General features: G+C 73.9%; 19 protein-coding genes. 14 read left to right on the forward strand and 5 right to left on the reverse strand.

Annotated features, from left to right (window positions below; translation table 11 throughout):
- Positions 1-16: 16 nt before the first annotated feature.
- Complete coding sequence (locus IE269_RS16565) at positions 17-1,066, reverse strand: alpha/beta hydrolase family protein (RefSeq protein WP_189823712.1); 1,050 nt, start codon at positions 1,064-1,066, stop codon at positions 17-19.
- Between the two features lie 124 nt (positions 1,067-1,190).
- Here IE269_RS16565 and IE269_RS16570 point away from each other — a divergent pair, with 124 nt between their 5' ends.
- Both IE269_RS16570 and IE269_RS16575 read left to right on the forward strand, forming a co-directional pair.
- Complete coding sequence (locus tag IE269_RS16570; protein WP_189823887.1) at positions 1,191-1,820, forward strand: GNAT family N-acetyltransferase; 630 nt, start codon at positions 1,191-1,193, stop codon at positions 1,818-1,820.
- A gap of 32 nt (positions 1,821-1,852) precedes the next feature.
- The gene (locus IE269_RS16575; protein WP_308436953.1) at positions 1,853-2,734 is read left to right on the forward strand and encodes a PaaX family transcriptional regulator C-terminal domain-containing protein; all 882 of its coding nucleotides are present in this window, start codon (positions 1,853-1,855) and stop codon (positions 2,732-2,734) included.
- A gap of 47 nt (positions 2,735-2,781) precedes the next feature.
- Here the strand turns inward: IE269_RS16575 and IE269_RS16580 are convergent, their stop codons facing one another.
- On the reverse strand, positions 2,782-3,660 hold the full coding sequence (locus tag IE269_RS16580) for a helix-turn-helix transcriptional regulator (RefSeq protein ID WP_189823713.1): 879 nt from the start codon (positions 3,658-3,660) through the stop codon (positions 2,782-2,784).
- Positions 3,661-3,786: 126 nt separating this feature from the next.
- On the opposite strand from IE269_RS16580, the gene IE269_RS16585 reads away from it, so the two are divergent.
- The 7 genes from IE269_RS16585 to IE269_RS16615 all read left to right on the forward strand — a co-directional run bounded on the left by IE269_RS16585 (position 3,787) and on the right by IE269_RS16615 (position 9,118).
- The gene (locus IE269_RS16585; RefSeq protein WP_189823714.1) at positions 3,787-4,584 is read left to right on the forward strand and encodes an NAD(P)H-dependent oxidoreductase; all 798 of its coding nucleotides are present in this window, start codon (positions 3,787-3,789) and stop codon (positions 4,582-4,584) included.
- 46 nt (positions 4,585-4,630) lie between these two features.
- Positions 4,631-5,164, forward strand: a complete 534-nt coding sequence (locus tag IE269_RS16590; protein WP_189823715.1) for a GNAT family N-acetyltransferase — start codon at positions 4,631-4,633, stop codon at positions 5,162-5,164.
- A 126-nt stretch (positions 5,165-5,290) separates the two neighbouring features.
- Positions 5,291-5,512 carry a hypothetical protein gene (locus IE269_RS16595; protein WP_189823716.1) on the forward strand — a complete coding sequence of 74 codons (222 nt, stop codon included), beginning with the start codon at positions 5,291-5,293 and terminating at the stop codon, positions 5,510-5,512.
- Between the two features lie 11 nt (positions 5,513-5,523).
- Entirely contained in the window at positions 5,524-6,390 is an 867-nt protein-coding gene (locus IE269_RS16600; protein WP_189823717.1) for a GNAT family N-acetyltransferase, read from the forward strand.
- A 27-nt stretch (positions 6,391-6,417) separates the two neighbouring features.
- Complete coding sequence (locus tag IE269_RS16605; protein ID WP_229897763.1) at positions 6,418-7,734, forward strand: sensor histidine kinase; 1,317 nt, start codon at positions 6,418-6,420, stop codon at positions 7,732-7,734.
- The gene (locus tag IE269_RS16610; RefSeq protein WP_189823718.1) at positions 7,662-8,339 is read left to right on the forward strand and encodes a hypothetical protein; all 678 of its coding nucleotides are present in this window, start codon (positions 7,662-7,664) and stop codon (positions 8,337-8,339) included. The genes IE269_RS16605 and IE269_RS16610 overlap by 73 nt, the downstream gene beginning before the upstream one ends.
- A complete protein-coding gene (locus IE269_RS16615; RefSeq protein WP_189823719.1) occupies positions 8,336-9,118 on the forward strand; it encodes an ABC transporter permease in 783 nt (260 codons plus the stop codon). The genes IE269_RS16610 and IE269_RS16615 overlap by 4 nt, the downstream gene beginning before the upstream one ends.
- Before the next feature lie 14 nt (positions 9,119-9,132).
- Here the strand turns inward: IE269_RS16615 and IE269_RS16620 are convergent, their stop codons facing one another.
- Complete coding sequence (locus tag IE269_RS16620; protein ID WP_189823720.1) at positions 9,133-9,741, reverse strand: CGNR zinc finger domain-containing protein; 609 nt, start codon at positions 9,739-9,741, stop codon at positions 9,133-9,135.
- A gap of 134 nt (positions 9,742-9,875) precedes the next feature.
- Here IE269_RS16620 and IE269_RS16625 point away from each other — a divergent pair, with 134 nt between their 5' ends.
- The gene (locus IE269_RS16625; protein WP_189823721.1) at positions 9,876-10,619 is read left to right on the forward strand and encodes a metallophosphoesterase; all 744 of its coding nucleotides are present in this window, start codon (positions 9,876-9,878) and stop codon (positions 10,617-10,619) included.
- Between the two features lie 125 nt (positions 10,620-10,744).
- Here IE269_RS16625 and IE269_RS16630 read toward each other — a convergent pair whose 3' ends face one another.
- Both IE269_RS16630 and IE269_RS16635 read right to left on the reverse strand, forming a co-directional pair.
- Positions 10,745-11,461: a sirohydrochlorin chelatase gene (locus IE269_RS16630; protein ID WP_189823722.1), complete on the reverse strand. Its 717-nt coding sequence runs from the start codon at positions 11,459-11,461 to the stop codon at positions 10,745-10,747.
- Positions 11,458-12,621: a uroporphyrinogen-III synthase gene (locus IE269_RS16635; protein ID WP_189823723.1), complete on the reverse strand. Its 1,164-nt coding sequence runs from the start codon at positions 12,619-12,621 to the stop codon at positions 11,458-11,460. The genes IE269_RS16630 and IE269_RS16635 overlap by 4 nt, the downstream gene beginning before the upstream one ends.
- A gap of 182 nt (positions 12,622-12,803) precedes the next feature.
- On the opposite strand from IE269_RS16635, the gene IE269_RS16640 reads away from it, so the two are divergent.
- Genes IE269_RS16640 through IE269_RS16655 form a run of 4 tightly spaced genes read left to right on the forward strand, consistent with a single transcriptional unit; the run spans position 12,804 to position 19,478 of the window.
- The gene (locus IE269_RS16640; protein WP_189823724.1) at positions 12,804-14,990 is read left to right on the forward strand and encodes a molybdopterin oxidoreductase family protein; all 2,187 of its coding nucleotides are present in this window, start codon (positions 12,804-12,806) and stop codon (positions 14,988-14,990) included.
- Positions 14,987-16,465 carry an NAD(P)/FAD-dependent oxidoreductase gene (locus IE269_RS16645; protein ID WP_189823725.1) on the forward strand — a complete coding sequence of 493 codons (1,479 nt, stop codon included), beginning with the start codon at positions 14,987-14,989 and terminating at the stop codon, positions 16,463-16,465. Before IE269_RS16640 ends, IE269_RS16645 begins: the two co-directional genes overlap by 4 nt.
- 47 nt (positions 16,466-16,512) lie before the next feature.
- Positions 16,513-19,068: a nitrite reductase large subunit NirB gene (gene nirB, locus IE269_RS16650; protein ID WP_229897798.1), complete on the forward strand. Its 2,556-nt coding sequence runs from the start codon at positions 16,513-16,515 to the stop codon at positions 19,066-19,068.
- Positions 19,065-19,478, forward strand: coding sequence for a nitrite reductase small subunit NirD (locus tag IE269_RS16655; RefSeq protein ID WP_229897765.1), 414 nt, complete (start codon positions 19,065-19,067; stop codon positions 19,476-19,478). The genes nirB and IE269_RS16655 overlap by 4 nt, the downstream gene beginning before the upstream one ends.
- Positions 19,479-19,486 lie beyond the last annotated feature (8 nt).

Here is a 19,486-nt window from a genome sequence, read left to right on the forward strand (position 1 = left end):
CATCGCCCCGCCCCGGCTACCGGAGCCGGGCCAGGAAGTCCCGCTGGCGGTCGAGGGCGCCGTCCGCGAAGAGGGAGCGCGGGGCGAAGAGCGCGGTCAGCACCGTCCGGGTCTCCGACTGCTCGACGGACCGCTTGAGGAGGGAGTGCGTGGCGTCGGGGAAGCGGTCCACGCGCAGGTCGCCCGCGGGCAGCTCCTTGCGGTAGACGGCCTCGGTCTCGGCCACGTCCACGTTGACGTCGTGCCCCGCCACGATCAGCTGCACCGGGACGCCCCGCAGCCCGCGCAGGTCGCGGGTGACGTCGGCGGTGTGGTTGCGGGAGACGAAGCCCCAGCGGTCGGCGGGCATCGGGGTGCGGTCGACGCCGGGGCCGAGGTCCAGGGCGGCCAGCTCGGACACGTACTCCTGATGGCTCGCCCCGCGTGCGAGCAGCGCGCGGGTCGCGTCGCTCAGTGCGACCTCGTCCCGGATCCGGGCGGGCGACGCGCCCTCGGCGCGCAGTTCGGCGAGGAGGTTGTAGCGGCCCTGCCGCTGCCAGTTGACGGCCGGTGCGACCGCCTGCACGAAGGCCACGCGGGTGCGGGCGGCGACCTTCGGCAGCACCCAGCCCGCCTGGCTCGCGCCCCACAGTCCGATCCGGTCGCCGTCGATGTCCGAACGGGCGCGGGCCCAGGCGACGGCGGCGGCGGTCTCGTCGGCGCGGTCGTCCATCGACTGGTCGAGCCAGTTGCCGGGGGCGCCCGCGACGCCCGGTTTGTCCCAGGAGAGGGAGGCATATCCGGCCCGGGCGTTGGCCTCCCAGAGGGGTTTGTAGCCGTCGTCGTGGGTGGCGTCGACGGGGCCGTCGCCGTGCACGTACACCACCAGTCCGTGGCGCGGGCGGCCGTCGCGCGGGGTGGCGAGGACGCCGTGCAGGGTGTGGTCGCCGTGACGGACGGTGACGCGCTGCTCGTCGAAGTCGTACGAGTTCTGCACGAGCACCACAGCGCCGAGCGCGCCGGTCACGACCAGCAGCGCGGCGAGGGTCCAGGCGAGCGGTCGGAGGAATCGCCGGAAAGGGGACATAGGAGTCCTTTCAGGGGTGCAGGGGGGACTCAAAAACTATTGCACATGGAACGACCGACGGTGAAATGATAGTTTTGGAGTCATGGAAACCTGGACAGGACGCCTGAAGCAGAAGGAGACGGACATGGAGGCGACACCCCGCGAAGGATCCGGTGGTGGTGTGACGCTGCTGCGCGGCCTTCCCGCCGGGACGGAGCGACGGGCCGCCGAGCTGTACTGGGAGGCCTTCGGGCGCAAGCTCGGACCCGCCCTCGACCCGCCCGCCAAGGCGCTGCCCTTCCTCGCCGCCCACTTCCACCCCGACCGCGCGGTCTGCGCACTCCTCGACGGGCTGCTCGTGGGCCTCGCCGGCTACCAGCTCGGCGGGCGCGCGCTGACCGGCGGTTCCGTGAGCGACGTACTGCGGACGTACGGACCCCTGCGCGGCCTGTACCGTGCCGCCCTGCTCGCCGTCTTCGAGCGGCAGGCCGCCGCCGGGGAACTGGTCATGGACGGCATCGCCGTCGACCCCGAGGCGCGCGGCAAGGGGATCGGTACGCTGCTCCTCGACGAAGTGGCGGCCGTCGCCGCCGAGCACGGCTGCCGCCGGATCCGGCTCGACGTGATCGACGTGAACCCACGGGCACGGGCGCTGTACGAACGCCGGGGCTTCGAGCCCGTACGGACGCAGTCGACCCCGTACCTGCGCGGACTGATGGGATTCGGAGCGGTGACGACCATGTACAAGGACATGCCGAAGAGGGCGGACGCGTGACCGACCGCGTGACTGACCGCCTGGCCGACCGCGTGACCGACCGCGTCGAGGTCCCCACCCGCATGCTCGTCCACGCCCTGATCCGCGAGGACGGCACCGTCGACACCGGCGAGCTCTACGGCGTCGCCGACGTGCTCGGCATGAGCGACCAGCAGGTGCGGCTCTGCATCAAACGCCTCGTCGCCGAAGGCCGCCTCACCCACGAGGGGCGCGGCCGCAAGGCCGTCCTGCACGCCACCGGGGACACCGTCCGCACCCTCGCCCCGCACCCCGACTTCCTCCGGCACGCCTTCCGGCAGGACGCCGGGCTCGCCCCCTGGGACGGCGTCTGGCACCTGGCCGCCTTCGCCCTCCCCGAGACGGAACGCGCCGCCCGCGACAGCCTGCGCGACACCCTCGTCCACCTCGGCGGCGCACCGCTGCAAGGCGGCCTCTACGTGAGCGCCAACCCCTGGGAGCCGTACGTCGAGGAGGCCGCCGACCGCTTCGGCGTACGGTCCGCACTCACCCTCCTCACCACCTCCGACCTGCGCCGGGGCGAACACCGCACCCCCGCCGAACTCTCCCGCGCCCTGTGGCCGCACGACGAGATCGCCGCCCGGTACGACCGCCTCGCCGCCGTCGCCCGCCCCCGCCTGGCCCGCCTCGCCTCCCCGGAGGTCCTCGACCCGCCGCAACTCCTCACCCTCGCGGTGGAGCTCGCCGCCGAACTCGGCCGCGCCATGGACCCGGACCCCCTCCTCCCGCCGGAACTGCTCCCCGCCCCCTGGCCGGGCGCGGAGGCGCGCACGCTGGTGGCGCGGTGCTGGGAGGCCCTCGACGTACGGGCGAAGGAGGCGGCGGCGGACTCCCCGCTGCTGTTCCGTGCCTACGCGGAGGCGGCGGGGGAGGCGGTCGCGGGGGTGCGGGACTGAGCGCGGGACCTGCCTCTGTCGTACGGGACTGAGCCGGGCTGCGGGCCCTAGACGGGCAGCGCCACCCGCAACTCCGCCAGGGCCGCCGCCTCCGGCGTCCCCTCCGCCGCGCTGTAGACGTGCACGACCAGCCCCGACTGGCCGGGCGCGGCCGGGACTTGGAGGGATTCGAAGTCCAGGGTCAGCGGGCCGGTCGCCGGGTGGTGCAGGCTCTTGCGGCCCGCCGCGCACATCGTGATCTCGCCGCTGTCCCAGATTGTCCTGAACTCCTCGCTCAGCGCGGTGAGTTCGGCCACGAGGGAGTTCAGCTCGGCGTCCTCCGGGTGCTGGCCGGTGGCCACGCGCAGCAGGCCGACCGCCTCCCGGGCGCGGGTCGCCCACTCGGGGTGGACGGTGCGGGAGGCCGGGTCGAGGAAGAGGAAGCGGGCGTTGTTGCGGTCGCGGCGGGGGTGCGGGCCGTCGAGACCGCCGACGAGTTCGGCGCCGAGGGCGTTCCACGCCACCGCGTCCAGGCGGTGGTCGGTGGCGATCACCGGCAGGTGGTCGAGCGAGCGGAACACCTCGCGCAGGACCGGGCCGACACGGGCCGCGGGTGCACCCCCGGACGTGGCGCGGGTACCCGCCCCGGCCAGTGTGTTCAGGTGCGCGCGTTCCGCCACGCCCAGGTCCAGCGCGCGGGCGAGCGCGTCGAGGACCTCGGGGGAGGGCTGGGTGGCCCGCCCCTGTTCCAGCCGTACGTAATAGTCGACGCTGATCCCCGCGAGCTGGGCCAACTCCTCACGGCGCAACCCCTGTACGCGACGCCGGCGCCCGGCGGCGATCCCGGCCCGCTCCGGCGAGACCCTGCCCCGGCGGGCCCGCAGGAACTCGCCGAGGGCGTGGCGGACGGGGGCGGCGGGGGAGGTGGTGTCTGCCGTACGCGTCATGCTCCCCAGTATGAACGGTGGCCCCCGAAGACGGCCCCGAAGGTGGTCCTCGCAGTACCAGGAACACCGGTCCACCGGTCGCAGAGGGTTCTGGCTGCGCGGCCGCGCCCGGGAGACCGTACGGACATGAACACGCGAACCCAGAACACCCCCCGCAAGGTCCTCCTCGTCACCGCCCACCCCGAGTCCCGCTCCCTCACGGCCTCCCTGTCCGCCTTCGCCGCCGACCACCTGCGCGCGGCGGGCCACGAGGTCCGGGTCTCCGACCTGTACGCGATGAAGTGGAAGGCCACCGTCGACGCGGACGACTTCCCCGACCTCGCGGGCGACGAACGCCTCGCGGTGATGGCCGAGTCCGGCCGGGCGACGGAGGAGGGCCGCCTGACCGCGGACGTCGCGGCGGAGCAGGAGAAGGTGCGGTGGGCGGACGCGATCGTGTTCCAGTTCCCGGTCTGGTGGTTCGGCCCGCCCGCGATCCTCAAGGGCTGGTTCGACCGGGTCTTCACGGCCGGTTTCGCGTACGGCCCCGGGCTCGTCCCGTACAGCGGCGCGGCGAGCGCGCTGCCGGGGCGGCGGGTGCTGCTGTCGGTGACGGCGGGGGCCCGCGGCACGGCGTTCTCCGACCGGGGCATCCACGGCAGCATCGCGGACGTCCTGCACCCTTTGCAGCACGGGCTGTTCGCGTTCACGGGCATGGAGCCGCTGGACCCGTTCGCGGTGTACGGCGCCAACGCGCTCCCCGTCGAGCACTTCGAGGAGGCCAAGCTGGCGTACGCCGCCCGCCTGGACGGCCTCTTCACGGACGAGCCCGTGCCGTACCGCCTGCTCTCGGGCGGCGACTACGACCACGACATGCGGCTGCTGCCGGGAGTGGAGGACCCGGGCACGTCGAGCCTGGACCGGCATGTGCGGGCGCGTGGCTGAAGGGGGCGGTCCCGGCGGGTCCGACCGGATGAACCACCATGCACCCATGGCTGATCACACCCCTTTCTCCCTGCACCGCCTCCCCGACTACACCCGCGCCGACCTGGTCCGGATACTCGGCGACTCGGACGACCCGTTCGGCGTCGCCGGGACCGGGCTGACCTGGCTGCCGAAGAAGGACCACTTCGGGCTGGTACGGGACGCGGACGGACGCCTCGTCGCCCACGCCGGCCTGCTGCGGCTGCCGCTTTCCGTCGGCGGCGCGGACTTCGAAGCCGTCGGCGTCGGCGGAGTGGCCGTCGCCCCCGACGTCCGGGGCCAGGGGCTTGCCCGCCGGATCGTCGCCGCGGCACTGGACCACGCCCGGACCCTGGGCCCGGACCGCGCCCTGCTCTTCTGCCGCCCGCCGCTGGCCGCCCTGTACGAACGCCTCGGCTGGCGGGAGGTGCGGGCCGAGGTCCGGGTCGAGCAGCCGGAGGGGGAAGTGGTGCTGATGCCGCTGCGGACGATGTGGACGCCGCTGAGGGAGGGGGCCGAGTGGCCGGAGGGGGAGGTGCGGTTGCGGTCGTTGCCGATGTGAGAGGCGGCCGTCGAGCAGCTCACCTCGGTCTGCCGGGACGTCCGTGGCGGCGGTGACGCTGTATGGGGTGGTGGCGGGAGTGAGGCAGGGGGCGCAGGGGAGGGGTCCGTTTGGGAGGATGACGGCATGAACATCACTCTGCGTCGGACGTGTGCAGCGTCAGTCGTCCTCGGTGGCATCGGCCTGATCCTCTGGCTCGGCTTCGGGCTGCCCCGGGACGGGGACGACCTCGGACTCTGGGCCCTGCGGGTCGGACTCGGCCTCGCCGGCCTCGGTGCCATTCACGGCGGCGTCCGGCTCATGTTCCCCGACCGGTCGGGAGAGAGCGACGCCGCGAACATGGTGTGATGATGGCCCGCATGACCGTCACCACCTCACTGACCTCACCGTTCTCCCTGCGCGACCGTATCGAGTCGTACTACGCCACCGTGCCCCTGCACTTCTCCCGGGCCGAGGACTTCGGTGCGCTGCGCCTCTTCGTACGCACCGGGCCCGGCGCCCCCTACTACGGCGGCCCGAACCACGCCCAGCCCGCCGCCCGGGCCCTCGCCTCCGCCGAGGAGATACGGGCCGTCCGTGCGCGGCAGCGGGAGCTGGGGGTGCCGGAGGCGTTCGAATGGCTGGCGGAGGTGGTGCCCGGGATGCGGGAGGCGGTGGAGGAGGCTCAACTGCCGGTCGCGGAAAGGCCGTTGTTGGTCCTTCCGGACGACTGCTCGCTGCCCGAGCCCGTTCTGCCGCCCGGCGTCACGCTGCGCGTCGTCGGCGCGGACGATCCCGCGCTGGCCGCCGTCCTCGCCCTCCCGGCGCTCGCCTTCGCGGCGGCGGGGACGGCCCTGGGGTCCGCCGGGCGCGAGGAGCTGGCGGTCGTCGCGGGGCGGATCGAGGCCGACGGCACGGTGGACACCGTCCGGCCCTCGCTCCGCGCCGGGCACAAGGTCCTCGTCGCCGCCTTCGCCCCCGACGGCACGCCGCTCGCCGCCGGGCACTACCACCCGGCGGCCGGGGCGACCGAGATCGGCGGGGTCGGCACCCTCCCGACCGCCCGCAGGCAGGGCCTCGGGGCGGCCGTGACGGTCGGGCTGGCGGCCCACGCGCGCGAGCACGGGGTGCGGGCCGTCTTCCTCGCGTACGCCGACGAGGCCGTCGCCCGCATCTACGCCCGCCTCGGCTTCCGCGCCGCCGACACCACCCTGCTCATCGCCAACCAGCCCGCCCGGGGCCAGTGACCCGGTGGCTCCCGCATACTGATCGGCGTGAACCAGGCGACGTGGCAGGGCAGTTGGGGAGAGTGGGCGCGGCGGGCGGTCCGTCCCGTGCGCCCGGTGTCCCCGTCCCCGGCGGTCGTCTCCGGGCTGTGCGCCCTCGCCGTTGCCGCCTCGCTCGTCGAATTCGTCGTGCGCCGCGGATCGATACCCCGGATGTTCGCGGAATCGGCCCAAACGGGTGGCACGTGGGTCCAACTGGCCGTGTTCATCGGGCTCTTGTGCCTGTGCGCGGGGCTGCCTCTCGCACTCCTGGGGTCGCGCCTCGCCGGGGTGGCCGTGACCGCCGCGAGCCTCGGGTCCGTGGCGGCCCTCGGCACGGTGACCGTCGCCGGTCTTGCGGCGCAGCTCGTCGCCCACCACCGGCTGGGGCGGCACGGGCACCCCGTGGCCGTCGTACTGCTGGCCGCACCCTTCCTCGTACTCGCCCTGGAGCGGCCGGGGGACGTACGCACCCTGCTCCTCGCCGTGCTCGCACCCATGGCGGCCTGCACCGGGCTCGCCCTGCGGTCGAACGAGCGCGACCGTGCGCACCGCGCCACCCACGACGTGATGCGCGACGTGCGGTGGGAGAACGCCGCGCGCGAGGAACGCGCCCGCATAGTGCGGGAGTTGCACGACGTCGTCGGGCACCACATCTCCATGATCTCCGTGCAGGCGGAGACCGCCCGGGTGGCCACCCCGGGCATGCCCGACCAGGGCCGCGAGCGCCTGCTCGGCATCGGCGACACCGCCCGGGCGGCGCTCACCGAGATGCGCCGCCTCCTCGGCGTACTGCGGGAGGAGCGCCACGACGACACCGCAGCCCCGGACACCGCCCGCCGCCCGCAACCGGACCTCGCCCGGCTCCACGACCTCCTCGACGAGGCACGCGCCGCGTCCGCCGTCTCCGTCCGGCTCGTCCTCGCGGGCGATCCCCGCCCGCTGGCCCCCGGGGTGGAGCTGGCCGCGTACCGCATCGTCCAGGAATCCCTCACCAACGCCCGCAAGCACGCCCCGGGTTCACCCGTCGACGTCGAACTCCACTACGCCCCCGAAGCTCTGCACGTACGCATCCGCGACAACGGCCCCGGACCGCCCGACACGCTCCCGGACGACCGCCACGGCCTCCTCGGCATGCGCGAGCGCGCCGGAGCGGTCGGCGGAGAGCTGCGGTCGGGCCCGGGGAACCACGGCGGCTTCACGGTCGAGGCCCGCTTCCCGGCCGACCCTGCCGCCTCGGGGACATCGCCCCCGTGGTCGGCGGACCGGCCGGGAGCGGGGTCCGTATCGTCTCGAACTTCCTGGTCGGGGCCTTTGCCGGGCTGATCGTGCTGGTGGTGGTCGCCACCGGCTTCGCGACCGTCGAGTACCGGCGCGGGCTGATCGGGGTCACCTTCGCGGCGATGCCGGGGCGCGGACGGGTGCTGGTGGCGAAGGCGCTGGTGGTGGGCGGGGTGGCGTTCGCCGTCGGGACGGCAGCGGCGGCGGTCATGGTGCCGTTCGGGGGAGCGCGGTCGGTCGCGGGCGGCTTCCCCGTCCTGACCGTGCCGACGGCGACCGAACTCCGGGTGATCGTCGGCACGGGCCTGCTGCTGGCCGTCGCGAGCGTCCTGGCGCTGTCCGTCGGGGCGGTGCTGCGGCGCAGCGCGGTGGCGATCACGGCGGTCGTGGCCGGCATGGTCCTGCCGTACCTCCTCGCGGCGGCGTCCGTCCTGCCGCAGCCGGTGTCGGACTGGCTGCTCAGGACAACTCCTGCTGCGGGCTTCGCGATCCAGCAGAGCGTCGAGCGTTACGACCAGGTGGTCACCGTCTACTCCCCGATGCACGGCTACTTCCCGCTGCCGCCGTGGGCGGGCCTCGGGGTGCTGTGCGCGTACGCGGCGGCGGCGTTCGGGGCGGCGCTGGTGCTGGTGAGCAGGAGGGACGCATGAGCGGGACGGCTGCTTTCCGCGCCGAGTGGACCAAGCTGCGGACCGACCCCGTGAACCTCTGGCTGCTCCTCGGCACGGTCCTCGTCACCCTCGCGGTGAGCGCCGGAGCGTCCCTCACCGCCCGCTGCGACGGCCCGGGTTGCGGCGGCGACCCCACCCGGCTCGGCCTCACCGGGTTCATGGCGGGGCAGGTCGTCGCGGCCGTCCTCGGAGTGCTGGCGGCCGGGAACGAGTACGGCACCGGCATGATGCACACCACGCTCGCGGCGATTCCGCGCAGGGGGACGGTCCTGCGCGCCAAGGCGGCCGTGCTCACGGCGGTCTTGCTCCCGACGGGAGCGGCGGGCGCCCTCGGCTCGCTGCTGATCGGCGGGGCCGTGCAGCCGGGCCGGGGCTTCACCGCGGCACACGGTCATCAGCCGCTGTCCCTGGCCGACGGCCCCGTGTTGCGCGCCGCCGTGGGGTCCGTCCTCTATCTCGCCCTGGTCGGACTGCTCGCCCTCGGCGTCGCGTTTGTCGTACGGAGTTCGGCGGCGGCCGTCGGCATCGTCCTCGGGCTGCTGTTCTTCCTCCCGGTCCTCGGGCAGGTGCTGGCCGACCCCGACTGGCAGCGGCTCCTCCAGCAGGTCGCCCCGATGCCGGCGGGGCTCGCCGTCCAGACCACCACGGACCTGGCCCGCCTCCCGATCGGCCCGTGGGAGGGCCTGGGCGTCCTCGCCCTCTGGGCCCTCGCGGCGCTCGCCTCGGGCCGGGTCCTCCTCCGTGTCCGGGACGCCTGATCGCTCCCGGCCCATCAGTCGAGGGCGCGTTGGCGCTGGTAGTGGCGGGCCACCCGGGCCCGGTTGCCGCAGGAGGGCTTGCAGTAGCCCTGGCGGCCGTGCCGCTGGACGAAGTAGCGCACGCAGCGCGGGGCGGTGCAGGCGCGGAGGTGGGCTCGCTCCGGCCCGGTGAGGAAGGTGATCGCGGCGCGGGCCAGGGCGGCGGTGAGGCGGTTGCGGGGGTCGGTGGGTGCGGTGGGGAGGAGGGTCTGGGTGAAGTCGCCGTCCTCGTACGTCAGTTGGGGGGCGGCCGGCTCGCGTGCGGCGGCGGTGTTGAGGCGGTCCAGGGCCTCCGGCACGGGGAGTAGACGGTGCGCGTCCGCCGGGCTCGGGGGCGCCGGGCTCACGGCCTGCGCGAACAGCGCCCGTACCGCTTGGCGGAGGGGGAGGAGGTCCTCCCGTACCGTCCCCGACTTCGCAAGGGCGGAGAGGTCGGCGGGGGTCAGCCCGAGTGTCTCTCCCTGAGCCCGCAGCCAGCGGACCGCGCCCTCCTCGCCCGCGTCGGACAGGTCGTCGGCGACCCCGCCGTTTCCGTCGTGGCGGACGGTGCTCGCCAACTCCAGTGCCAGGTGCTGCTGTTCCATGCCGGATGCTCCTCTCCCGCTTCTCGTGCCCTGCTTCTCGTGTCCCGCTTCTCGTGCCTCTTGATCGTCGCCGATCCGCATCCTACAGTCCCTAACGGAAACGTACTGGTTTCCCATTAGGGAGGATCGTCGTCATGACCACTCTGCTCGCCCAGATCAGCGACCTGCACCTGGACGGCAGCGCCCGCTCCACCGAACGCGCCGCCCGGGTCATGGACTACCTGCGCGCCCTGCCGCGCCCCGTCGACGCGCTCCTGGTCACCGGCGACATCGCCGACCACGGCACGATCGCCGAGTACGAGGAGGCGGCCCGGCTGCTGGACGTCCCCTTCCCCGTGCTCCCGTGCCCGGGAAACCACGACGCAAGAGCCGCCTACCGCAAGGGACTTCTGGGCGAGGAGCCGTCCGACGGCCCCGTCAACCGGCTGCACCACGTCGGCGGCACCGCCCTGCTCCTCGTCGACTCGACCCTCCCCGGGCGCGACGAAGGTCTCCTCGATCCGCCCACCCTCCGCTGGATACGGGAGACCCTCGACGGCCTTCCCGCCACCACCCCCGTCCTCCTCGCCTTCCACCAGCCGCCCGTCGTCCTCCACCACCCCCTCCCGGACGCCTACCTCCTCCAGAACCCGGAGGACCTGGCCGCACTGCTCGCCGCGTACCCGCAGGTCGTGGCCGTGCTCACCGGGCACGCGCACACCGCAGCCGCCACGACCTTCGCGGGTCGGCCGCTGATCGTGGGGCCCGCGGTGACGTGGACGCTGCGGCTGCCCTGGGAGGGCGACCAGGCGGCGGACCGCGAACAGCCGCCCGGCCTGGCCTTCCACGTACTGGACGACGAGCGGCGGCTGACCACGCACTACCGGGTGGTGCAGTGAACCTGGAGGGCCGAGGGTCCTTCAGGGTCGGGTCCAAGGGCCCGTGTGGGGGCCGGATCGGCGGGGGTGCATGGGAGATCCCTGCACGTGCCGCATGTCGGCGTTCCTGAGGCCGCGACATGCCCTCACGTTTCTCCGGTCCGCTCTTCGGCCGGTCCGCCACGGTCGGCGCAGGCCGCTTCGTACCGGTCCAGGACCAGCCGGGCCACCGCGTCGTGCGCGCCCAGTGGTGCGGACGCGACCGTTCCGGTCGTGGCGGCCGCCTTGCGGGCGAAGAAGCCAGGCGTCATCAGATAGCTCGACACCGCGACCTCCCGGTGTCCCTGTGCGTGCAGCGCCGCCACCGCGTCGGCCGGGGTCGGTGTGCCCCCGCACAGGTAGGAGGCGACGGCGGGGCGGCCCAGCCGGTCGGCGAGCAGGTCGGCCATGGCGGCGGTGTCGGCCCGCGACCGGGGGTCGGACGATCCCGCCGACGCGAGGACCACGGGCCCGTCCGCCGGGACCGCCGCCTCCCGGAGCCGGTCCGCAAGGGCGGAGGCGAGCAGTGGGTGTGGGCCGAGGGCCGCCGCGATCCGGGCGCGTACGTGCGGGGCGGCGGCCAGCGCTTCGGGGATGTCGATGCGCAGGTGAAAGCCGGTGCCGAGGAGGAGGGGGACCAGGACGACGTCGCCGTGCAGCGTGGCGAGCACGTCGGCGAGCGCGGGCCGGACGACGTCCACGTACGCCAGGACCACGGCGAGGTCCGGCCGCAACTCCCAAACCCGGCCGAGGAGTTCCTCGGTGGCGGCCGTGCCGTCGGGGTCGCGGGTGCCGTGCGCGACGGCGAGCAGGGGCGGCCTCATCCCGGGTCCACCGCCAGCCGGTACCCCCGCTTGGTGACTGTACGGATCAGTTTGCTGTACGGGCCCAGGGCCGACCGGAGCCGGCCCACCGCGGCCTCCACCACGTGCTCGTCCGTCGGCCGGGGCGTGTCGGGCGTGTCGGCGGGCCAGGCCCGGCGCAGGAGTTCCGCGCGGCTGAGGACGGTGCCGGGGTGCTCCGCGAGGGCGCGGAGGATCGCGGTGGGGAGCGGGGTGAGGTGCACGGTGCCCTCGGGGCCCCAGACGGCCGCATCTTGAACGGTCAAGTTGCCTTCAGCTGTTGCCAGTTGATGCCGGTGTCGATGCGGCAGCTCCTGGTCCAGAGTGCGTACGAGTGCCCCCAGCCGTCCCCGCTCCGGCCAGACACACGGTACGTCCGCCGCCAGCAGCGGCCGTGCGCACACCGGGCCGATGCAGGCGGCCAGGACGTGCGTGCGGAGGGCGTCCAGGACCTGCGTGCGGCGGCCCGCCCCGTCCGCCGTCGCCAGGAACGCGTCGATCGCGGGCGCGCTGGTGAACGGCAGCGCGTGCACCTCGCCGCGTACGGTCGCCTCGACCAGCCGCCGTACCGCGTCCGGATCGGCGGCCGGACCCCACCGGTACACCGGAACCTCCACGACCTCCGCGCCGCGCTCGCGCAGCGCCGCCGTGAACTCCGGGAGTGGAGCACCGTGCTCCTGCACGGCGACCCGCTTGCCCGCCAGGTCCCGGTCGAGCAGCCAGGCCAGCATCTCGTCCACGGCCTCCGATGCGGGCGCGTAACTCTCCCGCAGGCCGGACGCCCGGATCGCGCCCGTCGCCTTCGGGCCTCGGCTGATCACGGTCGCCCCGCGGCACGCCTCGACCAGGCGTGCGCCCGTGCCCCAGCCCTCGGCCGCGCTGATCCAGCCGCGCCAGCCGACGCCGGTCGTGGCGACGACGTAGTCCAGGGGGCGGGCGAGGCAGGCGTCGGTTGCGTCCCGTACGAGCGCGTCGTCGTCGATGGGCACGATCCGCAGCGCGGGCGCGGACAGCACCTTCGCACCGCGCCGCCGCAGCAGGGCTTCGAGTTCGTCGCGGCGCCGGTCGGCCGTGACCCCGACCGTCAGTCCGGTCAGTGAGCCCTCCGGCGGAACGGGCGTGGCGGGCGTCGCTGTTGTCATGGCCCGACAGTGGCCGAGCCGTGTTAAGCCGCTGTTGCGGAGGTGTCTCCTGGGAGTTAGCCCTGCGCTACGGGCATGTGTCCCTCGTCTCGCACGCCCCCTGCGGCGAAGTGAGCGCTCTGTTCCGTGCGTGCAACGCACGGGATGCGGGCGCGTAACGGCGCGCGGGCACGGTGAGGGCCATGAACCAGACCGCCGTCCCCTTTGTCGATACGCACTGTCCGTACTGCTCGCTCCAGTGCGGCATGCGGCTGCGCGGCCTGCCGTCGGGGGCTGCGCTGCCGGTGGAGGTCGTGGAGCGCCCCGACTTCCCGGTGAACCGGGGCGCCTTGTGCGGCAAGGGCCACAGCGCCGCCGCCGTGCTCGCGCCGGGCACCCGCCTCACGACTCCTCTCGTACGGGACGCCAAGGGCGGCCCGCTCCGGGAGGCGACCTGGGACGAGGCCCTGGACCGCGCGGCGGCGGCTCTGGCCGGGACCGGCGAACGGTACGGGCGCGACGCGGTCGGCGTCTTCGGCGGCGGCGCTCTGACGAACGAAAAGGCGTACCTGCTGGGCAAGTTCGCCCGCGTCGCATTGCGTACGGCCAACATCGACTACAACGGCCGCTTCTGCATGTCCTCGGCCGCCGCCGCGCACCGCAACGCCTTCGGTCTCGACCGGGGCCTGCCCTTCCCCCTCGCGGACGTCGCCCGAACCGGCTGCGTGATCCTCGTCGGCAGCAACCTCGCCGACACGATGCCGCCGGCCGTCCGCTACATACGCGAAATGCAGGAGAACGGTGGCTCGTTGGTTGTCGTCGACCCGCGCCGCACCCGCACCGCCGACCTCGCGGACCTGCACCTCGCCCCGGCCCCCGGCACGGACCTGGCACTCGCCCTCGGTCTCCTCCACCTGGTCATCGCCGACGGGCACGTCGACGCGGCCTTCGTCGCCTCCCGTACGAGCGGGTGGGAGGCGGCCCGTGCGGCGGCCATGGCGCACTGGCCGGAGCGGGTGGAGGCGATCACGGGGGTGCCGGTGGCGGGGCTGCGGCGCGCGGTCGAACTGTTCACTGCCGCCGGATCCGGCATGATCCTGACCGCGCGGGGGCCGGAGCAGCAGTCCAAGGGCGTCGACACGGTGGGCGCGTGGATCAACCTGTGCCTGGCCACCGGCCGCGCGGGCCGCCCACTCTCCGGGTACGGCTGCCTCACCGGCCAGGGCAACGGACAGGGCGGCCGCGAACACGGCCAGAAGGCCGACCAACTCCCCGGCTACCGCTCGATATCCGACCCGGCGGCGCGGGCGCACGTGGCGGAGGTGTGGGGGGTGGACGCCGGAGACCTCCCCGGCCCGGGGGTCTCCGCGTACGAACTCCTGGACTCCCTCGGCACGGAGGGCGGGGTGCGCACGCTGCTCCTGATGGGCTCGAACCCGGTCGTCTCGGCGCCGAACGCGCGCCAGGTGACGTCGCGGATCGAGGCTCTCGACACCCTGATCGTGTGCGATGTGGTCCTCTCCGAGACGGCGGCCCTCGCGGACGTGGTCCTCCCCTCCGCCCAATGGGCCGAGGAAACCGGCACGATGACCAACCTGGAGGGTCGGGTCATCCTCCGCCGCGCGGCCGTCGCCCCGGCGGGGCAGGCCCGCACGGACCTCCACATCCTGCACGATCTCGCCTCCCGGCTGGGCCACGAGAAGGGCTTCCCGGCCGACCCGGAGGAGGCCTTCACGGAACTCCGCGCGGCGTCGGCGGGCGGCCAGGCGGACTACTCGGGCATCGACTACGCGCGGATCGCGGCGGAGGACGGGGTGTTCTGGCCGTGCCCGGCGGGGGAGGACGACGCGCCCCACCCCGGCACTCCGCGCCTCTTCCTCGACCGGTTCGCCACGCCCGACGGGCGGGCCCGGTTCGCGGACGTCTCGCACCGGCCGGCGGGGGAGGAGCCCGACGCCGAATACCCGCTGTACCTCACCACCGGCCGTGTCCTCGCCCAGTACCAGAGCGGTGCGCAGACCCGCCGGACTCCCGAACTGAACCGTGCCGCTCCCGGCGCCTTCGTCGAACTGCACCCCCGGCTGGCGGAGCGGCTCGGGGTGGTGGAGGGGGAGGCGCTGGCGCTCACCAGCCGTCGGGGGCGGGCGACCGCACCGGCCCGGATCACCACGGGCATCCGGCCCGACACGGTCTTCATGCCGTTCCACTGGCCGGGCGAGTCCCGGGCCAACTCCCTCACCAACGACGCTCTGGACCCGCAGTCCCGCATGCCGGAGTTCAAGGTGTGCGCGGTACGGGTGGAGAGGGCGGTACGGGTGGAGAGGGCGGCCCCGTCCGGGACCGACTCCACTCCCGGTGCGGGCTCCGCCCTTCCGGAGGCGACCCGATGACCGCCGCCGCTCGCCGCATCGCCGTGGTCGGCGCCGGAATGGCCGCCGCCCGCCTCGCCCAGCAGGTCCTCGCCCAGGCTCCGCCCGGAACCCTGGAACTCACCCTCTACGGGCACGAGCCCCACGCCCCCTACAACCGCGCACTCCTCGCGGGCGTCCTCGACGGCCGCTACCCGCCGGAGGCCCTGACCCTCCCCACGGGCGGAGCAACCGTCCGTACGGGCACGGAAGTCACCGGCGTCGACACCACCGCCCACACCCTCCGCACCGCCTCCGGCGAAACGCTCCCCTACGACACCCTCGTCCTCGCCACGGGCGCCAACCCGGTCCTCCCTCCGATCCGCAACCTCCACACAGCCCCCCTCGGGCCCGCCCCCGCCCCTCACGGGCGCGCCGCAGCCCCCCTCGGGCGGCGCCCCTCTCCGCCCCCGTCCCCTTGGGCGGCGGGGCCGCCCCCCAGGGGCGGGACGGGCGGGCAAGGGGGCGGCCCCTCCCGCTCCCGGCCCACCGGGACACCCCCCGCCCAGCCCCCGACACCGGCCGACGCCCACGAGGGCCCGGCCCACCCCCGTACCGCCGCACCCCACGCCGACCTGAAACAGGGCGTCCACCCCTTCCGCACCCTCTCCGACTGCACTCGCCTCGCCGAGGCCACGGCAACCCTCCGAGCCAAACTCCCCACCACCCCGAGAGCCATCGTCATCGGCGGCGGAATCCTCGGCGTAAGCGCCACCCGCGCCCTCACCGCCCTCGGCATCCCCACCGAACTCATCCACCAGGCACCCCAGCTGATGGAACGTCACCTCGACGAACAGGCCGGCACCACCGTCCGCCGCGCCCTCGAATCCATGGGCGCCGCCGTCTACACCGACAACCGCGCCCGCGCCCTCCTCGGGGACGAGGCCGTCACCGGCGTCGAACTCGCCAACGGCCACGCCCTCACCTGCGACCTCGTCGTCCTCGCCTGCGGCGTCCGCCCCCGCACCGGCCTCGCCGGGGCCGCCGGGATCGAGGTCCGGCGCGGCATCGTCATCGACGACACGCTCGCCACCTCCGCCCCCGACGTGTACGCCATCGGCGACTGCACCGAGCACCGGGGCGAGATCCACGGCGTCACCGGCCCCGCCTGGGCCCAGGCCGACACCCTCGCCGCCCGCCTCTCCGGCAAGGACCCGAACGCCACCTACACCGGCGCGCACAGCACCGCCCGCCTCACCGCCGGCGCCCTCGAAATCGCCGCGTTCGGCGAGGTCACGGACGCTGCGGGAGACGCGCTCCGGCTCGCCGACGGCACCCGTGGCGCGTACGGCTCGTACAAGAAGCTCGTGATGCGCGGCGACCGACTGGTCGGCGCGATCCTCGTCGGCGACCTCGCCGCGATCGGCGAACTCACCCGCACCTACGAGAGGGGCGAGCCGCTGCCGCCGCGCCCCCTCGACCTGCTCGCCCCTCTCCCCGAAGGAGCCGCGCTGTGACGCACACCCAGGAATCCTCCAGGAAACTGGTCCTCATCGGCCACGGCATGGTCGGCCAGCGCTTCCTCGAAGCCTTCGCCGAGCGCGGCGGCCACGCCCCCGCCTGGCAGATCACGGTGCTCACCGAGGAGCCCCGCCCCGCCTACGACCGCGTCCACCTCACCTCGTGGTTCTCGGGCACGAGCGCCGACGAACTCTCCTTGTGGGAGCCGGAGTTCGGCGACAAGCACGGCATCGACCTCCGCCTCGGCGACCCCGCGACCGCCGTCGACCGCACGGCCCGCACGGTCACCTCCCGCTCCGGGGAGGTCTTCCCGTACGACGCCCTCGTGCTGGCCACCGGCTCGTACCCGTTCGTGCCGCCCGTCCCCGGCCACGATGCCCCGGGCTGCTTCGTCTACCGGACCATAGAGGATCTGGAGGCCATCCGTGCGGCGGCCGACACCGCCCGCGTCGGCGCGGTCGTCGGCGGCGGGCTCCTCGGCCTGGAGGCAGCGGGCGCACTGCGGGCGATGGGTCTGGAGACGCACGTCGTCGAATTCGCCCCGCGGCTGATGGCCCTTCAGGTGGACGACGGCGGCGGTGCCGTACTCCGGGAGAAGATCCAGGAGTTGGGCGTCACCGTGCACACGGGCGCCGGCACCCAGACCGTCGAGACCACCGCCGACGGCACCGTCACCGGCATGGTTCTCTCCAACGGTGCGACCGTCGACACCGACCTCGTCGTCTTCTCCGCAGGCGTACGCCCCCGGGACCAGCTCGCCCGCGACTGCGGCCTGCCCGTCGGCGAACGCGGCGGCATCACCGTCGACGCGAACTGCCGCACCGAGGACCCCGCCGTCTGGGCGATCGGCGAATGCGCCCTCGCCGTCGACGGCCGGGTGTACGGCCTGGTCGCCCCGGGCTACGCGATGGCGGAGACGGTCGCCAAGCAACTGACGGACGAACAGGGCGAGTTCACCGGCGCCGACCTCTCCACCAAGCTCAAGCTCCTCGGCGTCGACGTCGCCAGTTTCGGCGACGCCCACGGCACCACCCCCGACTCCCTCGAAGTGCTGTACGCCAACAGCCGCGAGGGCGTCTACAAGAAGCTCGTCATCGGCGCGGACGGCGCGCTCCTCGGCGGCGTCCTGGTCGGCGACACCGAGTCGTACGACCTCCTGCGCCCCCTCGCCCTGTCCGGCGCACCCCTCACCGCCCCGCCCGAGCAGCTCGTGCTGCCCGCCTCGATCGGCGCGGCCCCCGGCCCGATCGCGCTCCCCGACGAAGCGGTCGTCTGCTCCTGCCACAACGTCACCAAGGGTGCGATCCGCTCGGCGGTCGCCGACACCGGCTGCACGGACGTCCCCGCCGTCAAGAAGTGCACCCGCGCGGGCACCGGCTGCGGCTCCTGCGTGAAGTTCCTCACCACCCTCGTCAACGACGAACTCGCCGCCCAGGGCGTGGAGTTGAGCCGTGGTCTGTGCGCCCACTTCGACCTCACCCGGGCCGAGATCTACGAGATCGTACGCGTCAAGGGCATCACCACCTTCGCCCGCCTGATCGACGAACACGGCACCCCGGGGAGCGGACTTTCCGAGGGCTGCGAGATCTGCAAGCCCGTCGTCGGCTCCGTCCTCGCCTCCCTCAGCCCCGCCCTCGGCGACGGCGTCTCCGGCCACATCCTCGACGGCGAGCAGGCCGCCCTCCAGGACACCAACGACCACTTCCTCGCCAACCTCCAGCGCAACGGCTCCTACTCCGTCGTCCCCCGCATCCCCGGCGGCGAGGTCACCCCCGCCGGACTCATCACCATCGGCGAGATCGCCCGCGACTTCGGCCTCTACACGAAGATCACCGGCGGCCAGCGCATCGACATGTTCGGCGCGTCCGTCGACCAACTCCCGCTGATCTGGCGGCGATTGGTCGACGCGGGCTTCGAGTCGGGCCACGCGTACGGAAAGTCGCTCCGTACGGTGAAGTCCTGCGTCGGCCAGACCTGGTGCCGGTACGGCGTCCAGGACTCCGTCGCCCTCGCCATCGAGCTGGAACTCCGCTACCGGGGCCTGCGCGCACCCCACAAGCTCAAGTCCGCCGTCAGCGGCTGCGCCCGCGAGTGCGCGGAGGCCCGGAGCAAGGACTTCGGCGTCATCGCCACCTCCAGCGGCTGGAACCTCTACGTCGGCGGCAACGGCGGCATGACCCCCCGCCACGCCGACCTCCTCCTCACCGACGCCGACCACTCCACCCTGCTGCGCACCATCGACCGCTTCCTGATGTTCTACATCCGCACCGCCGACCGCCTGGAGCGCACGGCGCCCTGGATCGAGCGCATGGAGGACGGCCTCGACCACTTGCGGGCCGTGATCGTAGAGGATTCGCTCGGCATCTGCGCCGACCTCGACGCGCTGATGAGCCGCCACGTCTCGTCGTACGAGGACGAATGGCGCGCCACCCTCGACGACCCGGACCGCCTCGCCCGCTTCGTCTCCTTCGTCAACGCCCCCGGCACGCCCGACCCGACGATCCGCTTCGTGCCGGAACGCGATCAGATCCGCCCGGCCGACACCTTCGGCGAGACCTTCGTCGCCGGAGCCACCCTGGGAGTGAGGTCCCTCGTATGAGCACGGCAATCGTGCAGACCGCGATGGTCGAAGTGGCCGTGGGGGAGCGCGCGGTGGTCGAAGTGGCCGTGGGGGAGCAGTGGTTCCCCGTCGTCCCCTACGACTCCCTGGTCCCCGGCCGCGGCGTCGCCGCCCTCGTCGACGGCGAACAGATCGCCCTCTACCGCGACCGCACCGGCACCGTCCACGCGGTCGGCAACCGCGACCCGTTCAGCGGCGCGTACGTCCTCTCGCGCGGCCTCCTCGGCAGCCGCGACGGCGTCCCGGTCGTCCTCTCCCCGATGTACAAGCAGGCCTTCGACCTGCGCACCGGCGTCTGCCTCGACGAGGACGAGACCCCGGACGGCACCCCGGCCACCCTCCCGGTCTGGCCCGTACGCACCAACTCCCCGTCCCCCCAAGGAAGTTAGGCGCACCC

Source organism: Streptomyces spiroverticillatus, from assembly GCA_014650415.1.
Taxonomy (GTDB): Bacteria; Actinomycetota; Actinomycetes; order Streptomycetales; family Streptomycetaceae; genus Streptomyces; species Streptomyces spiroverticillatus.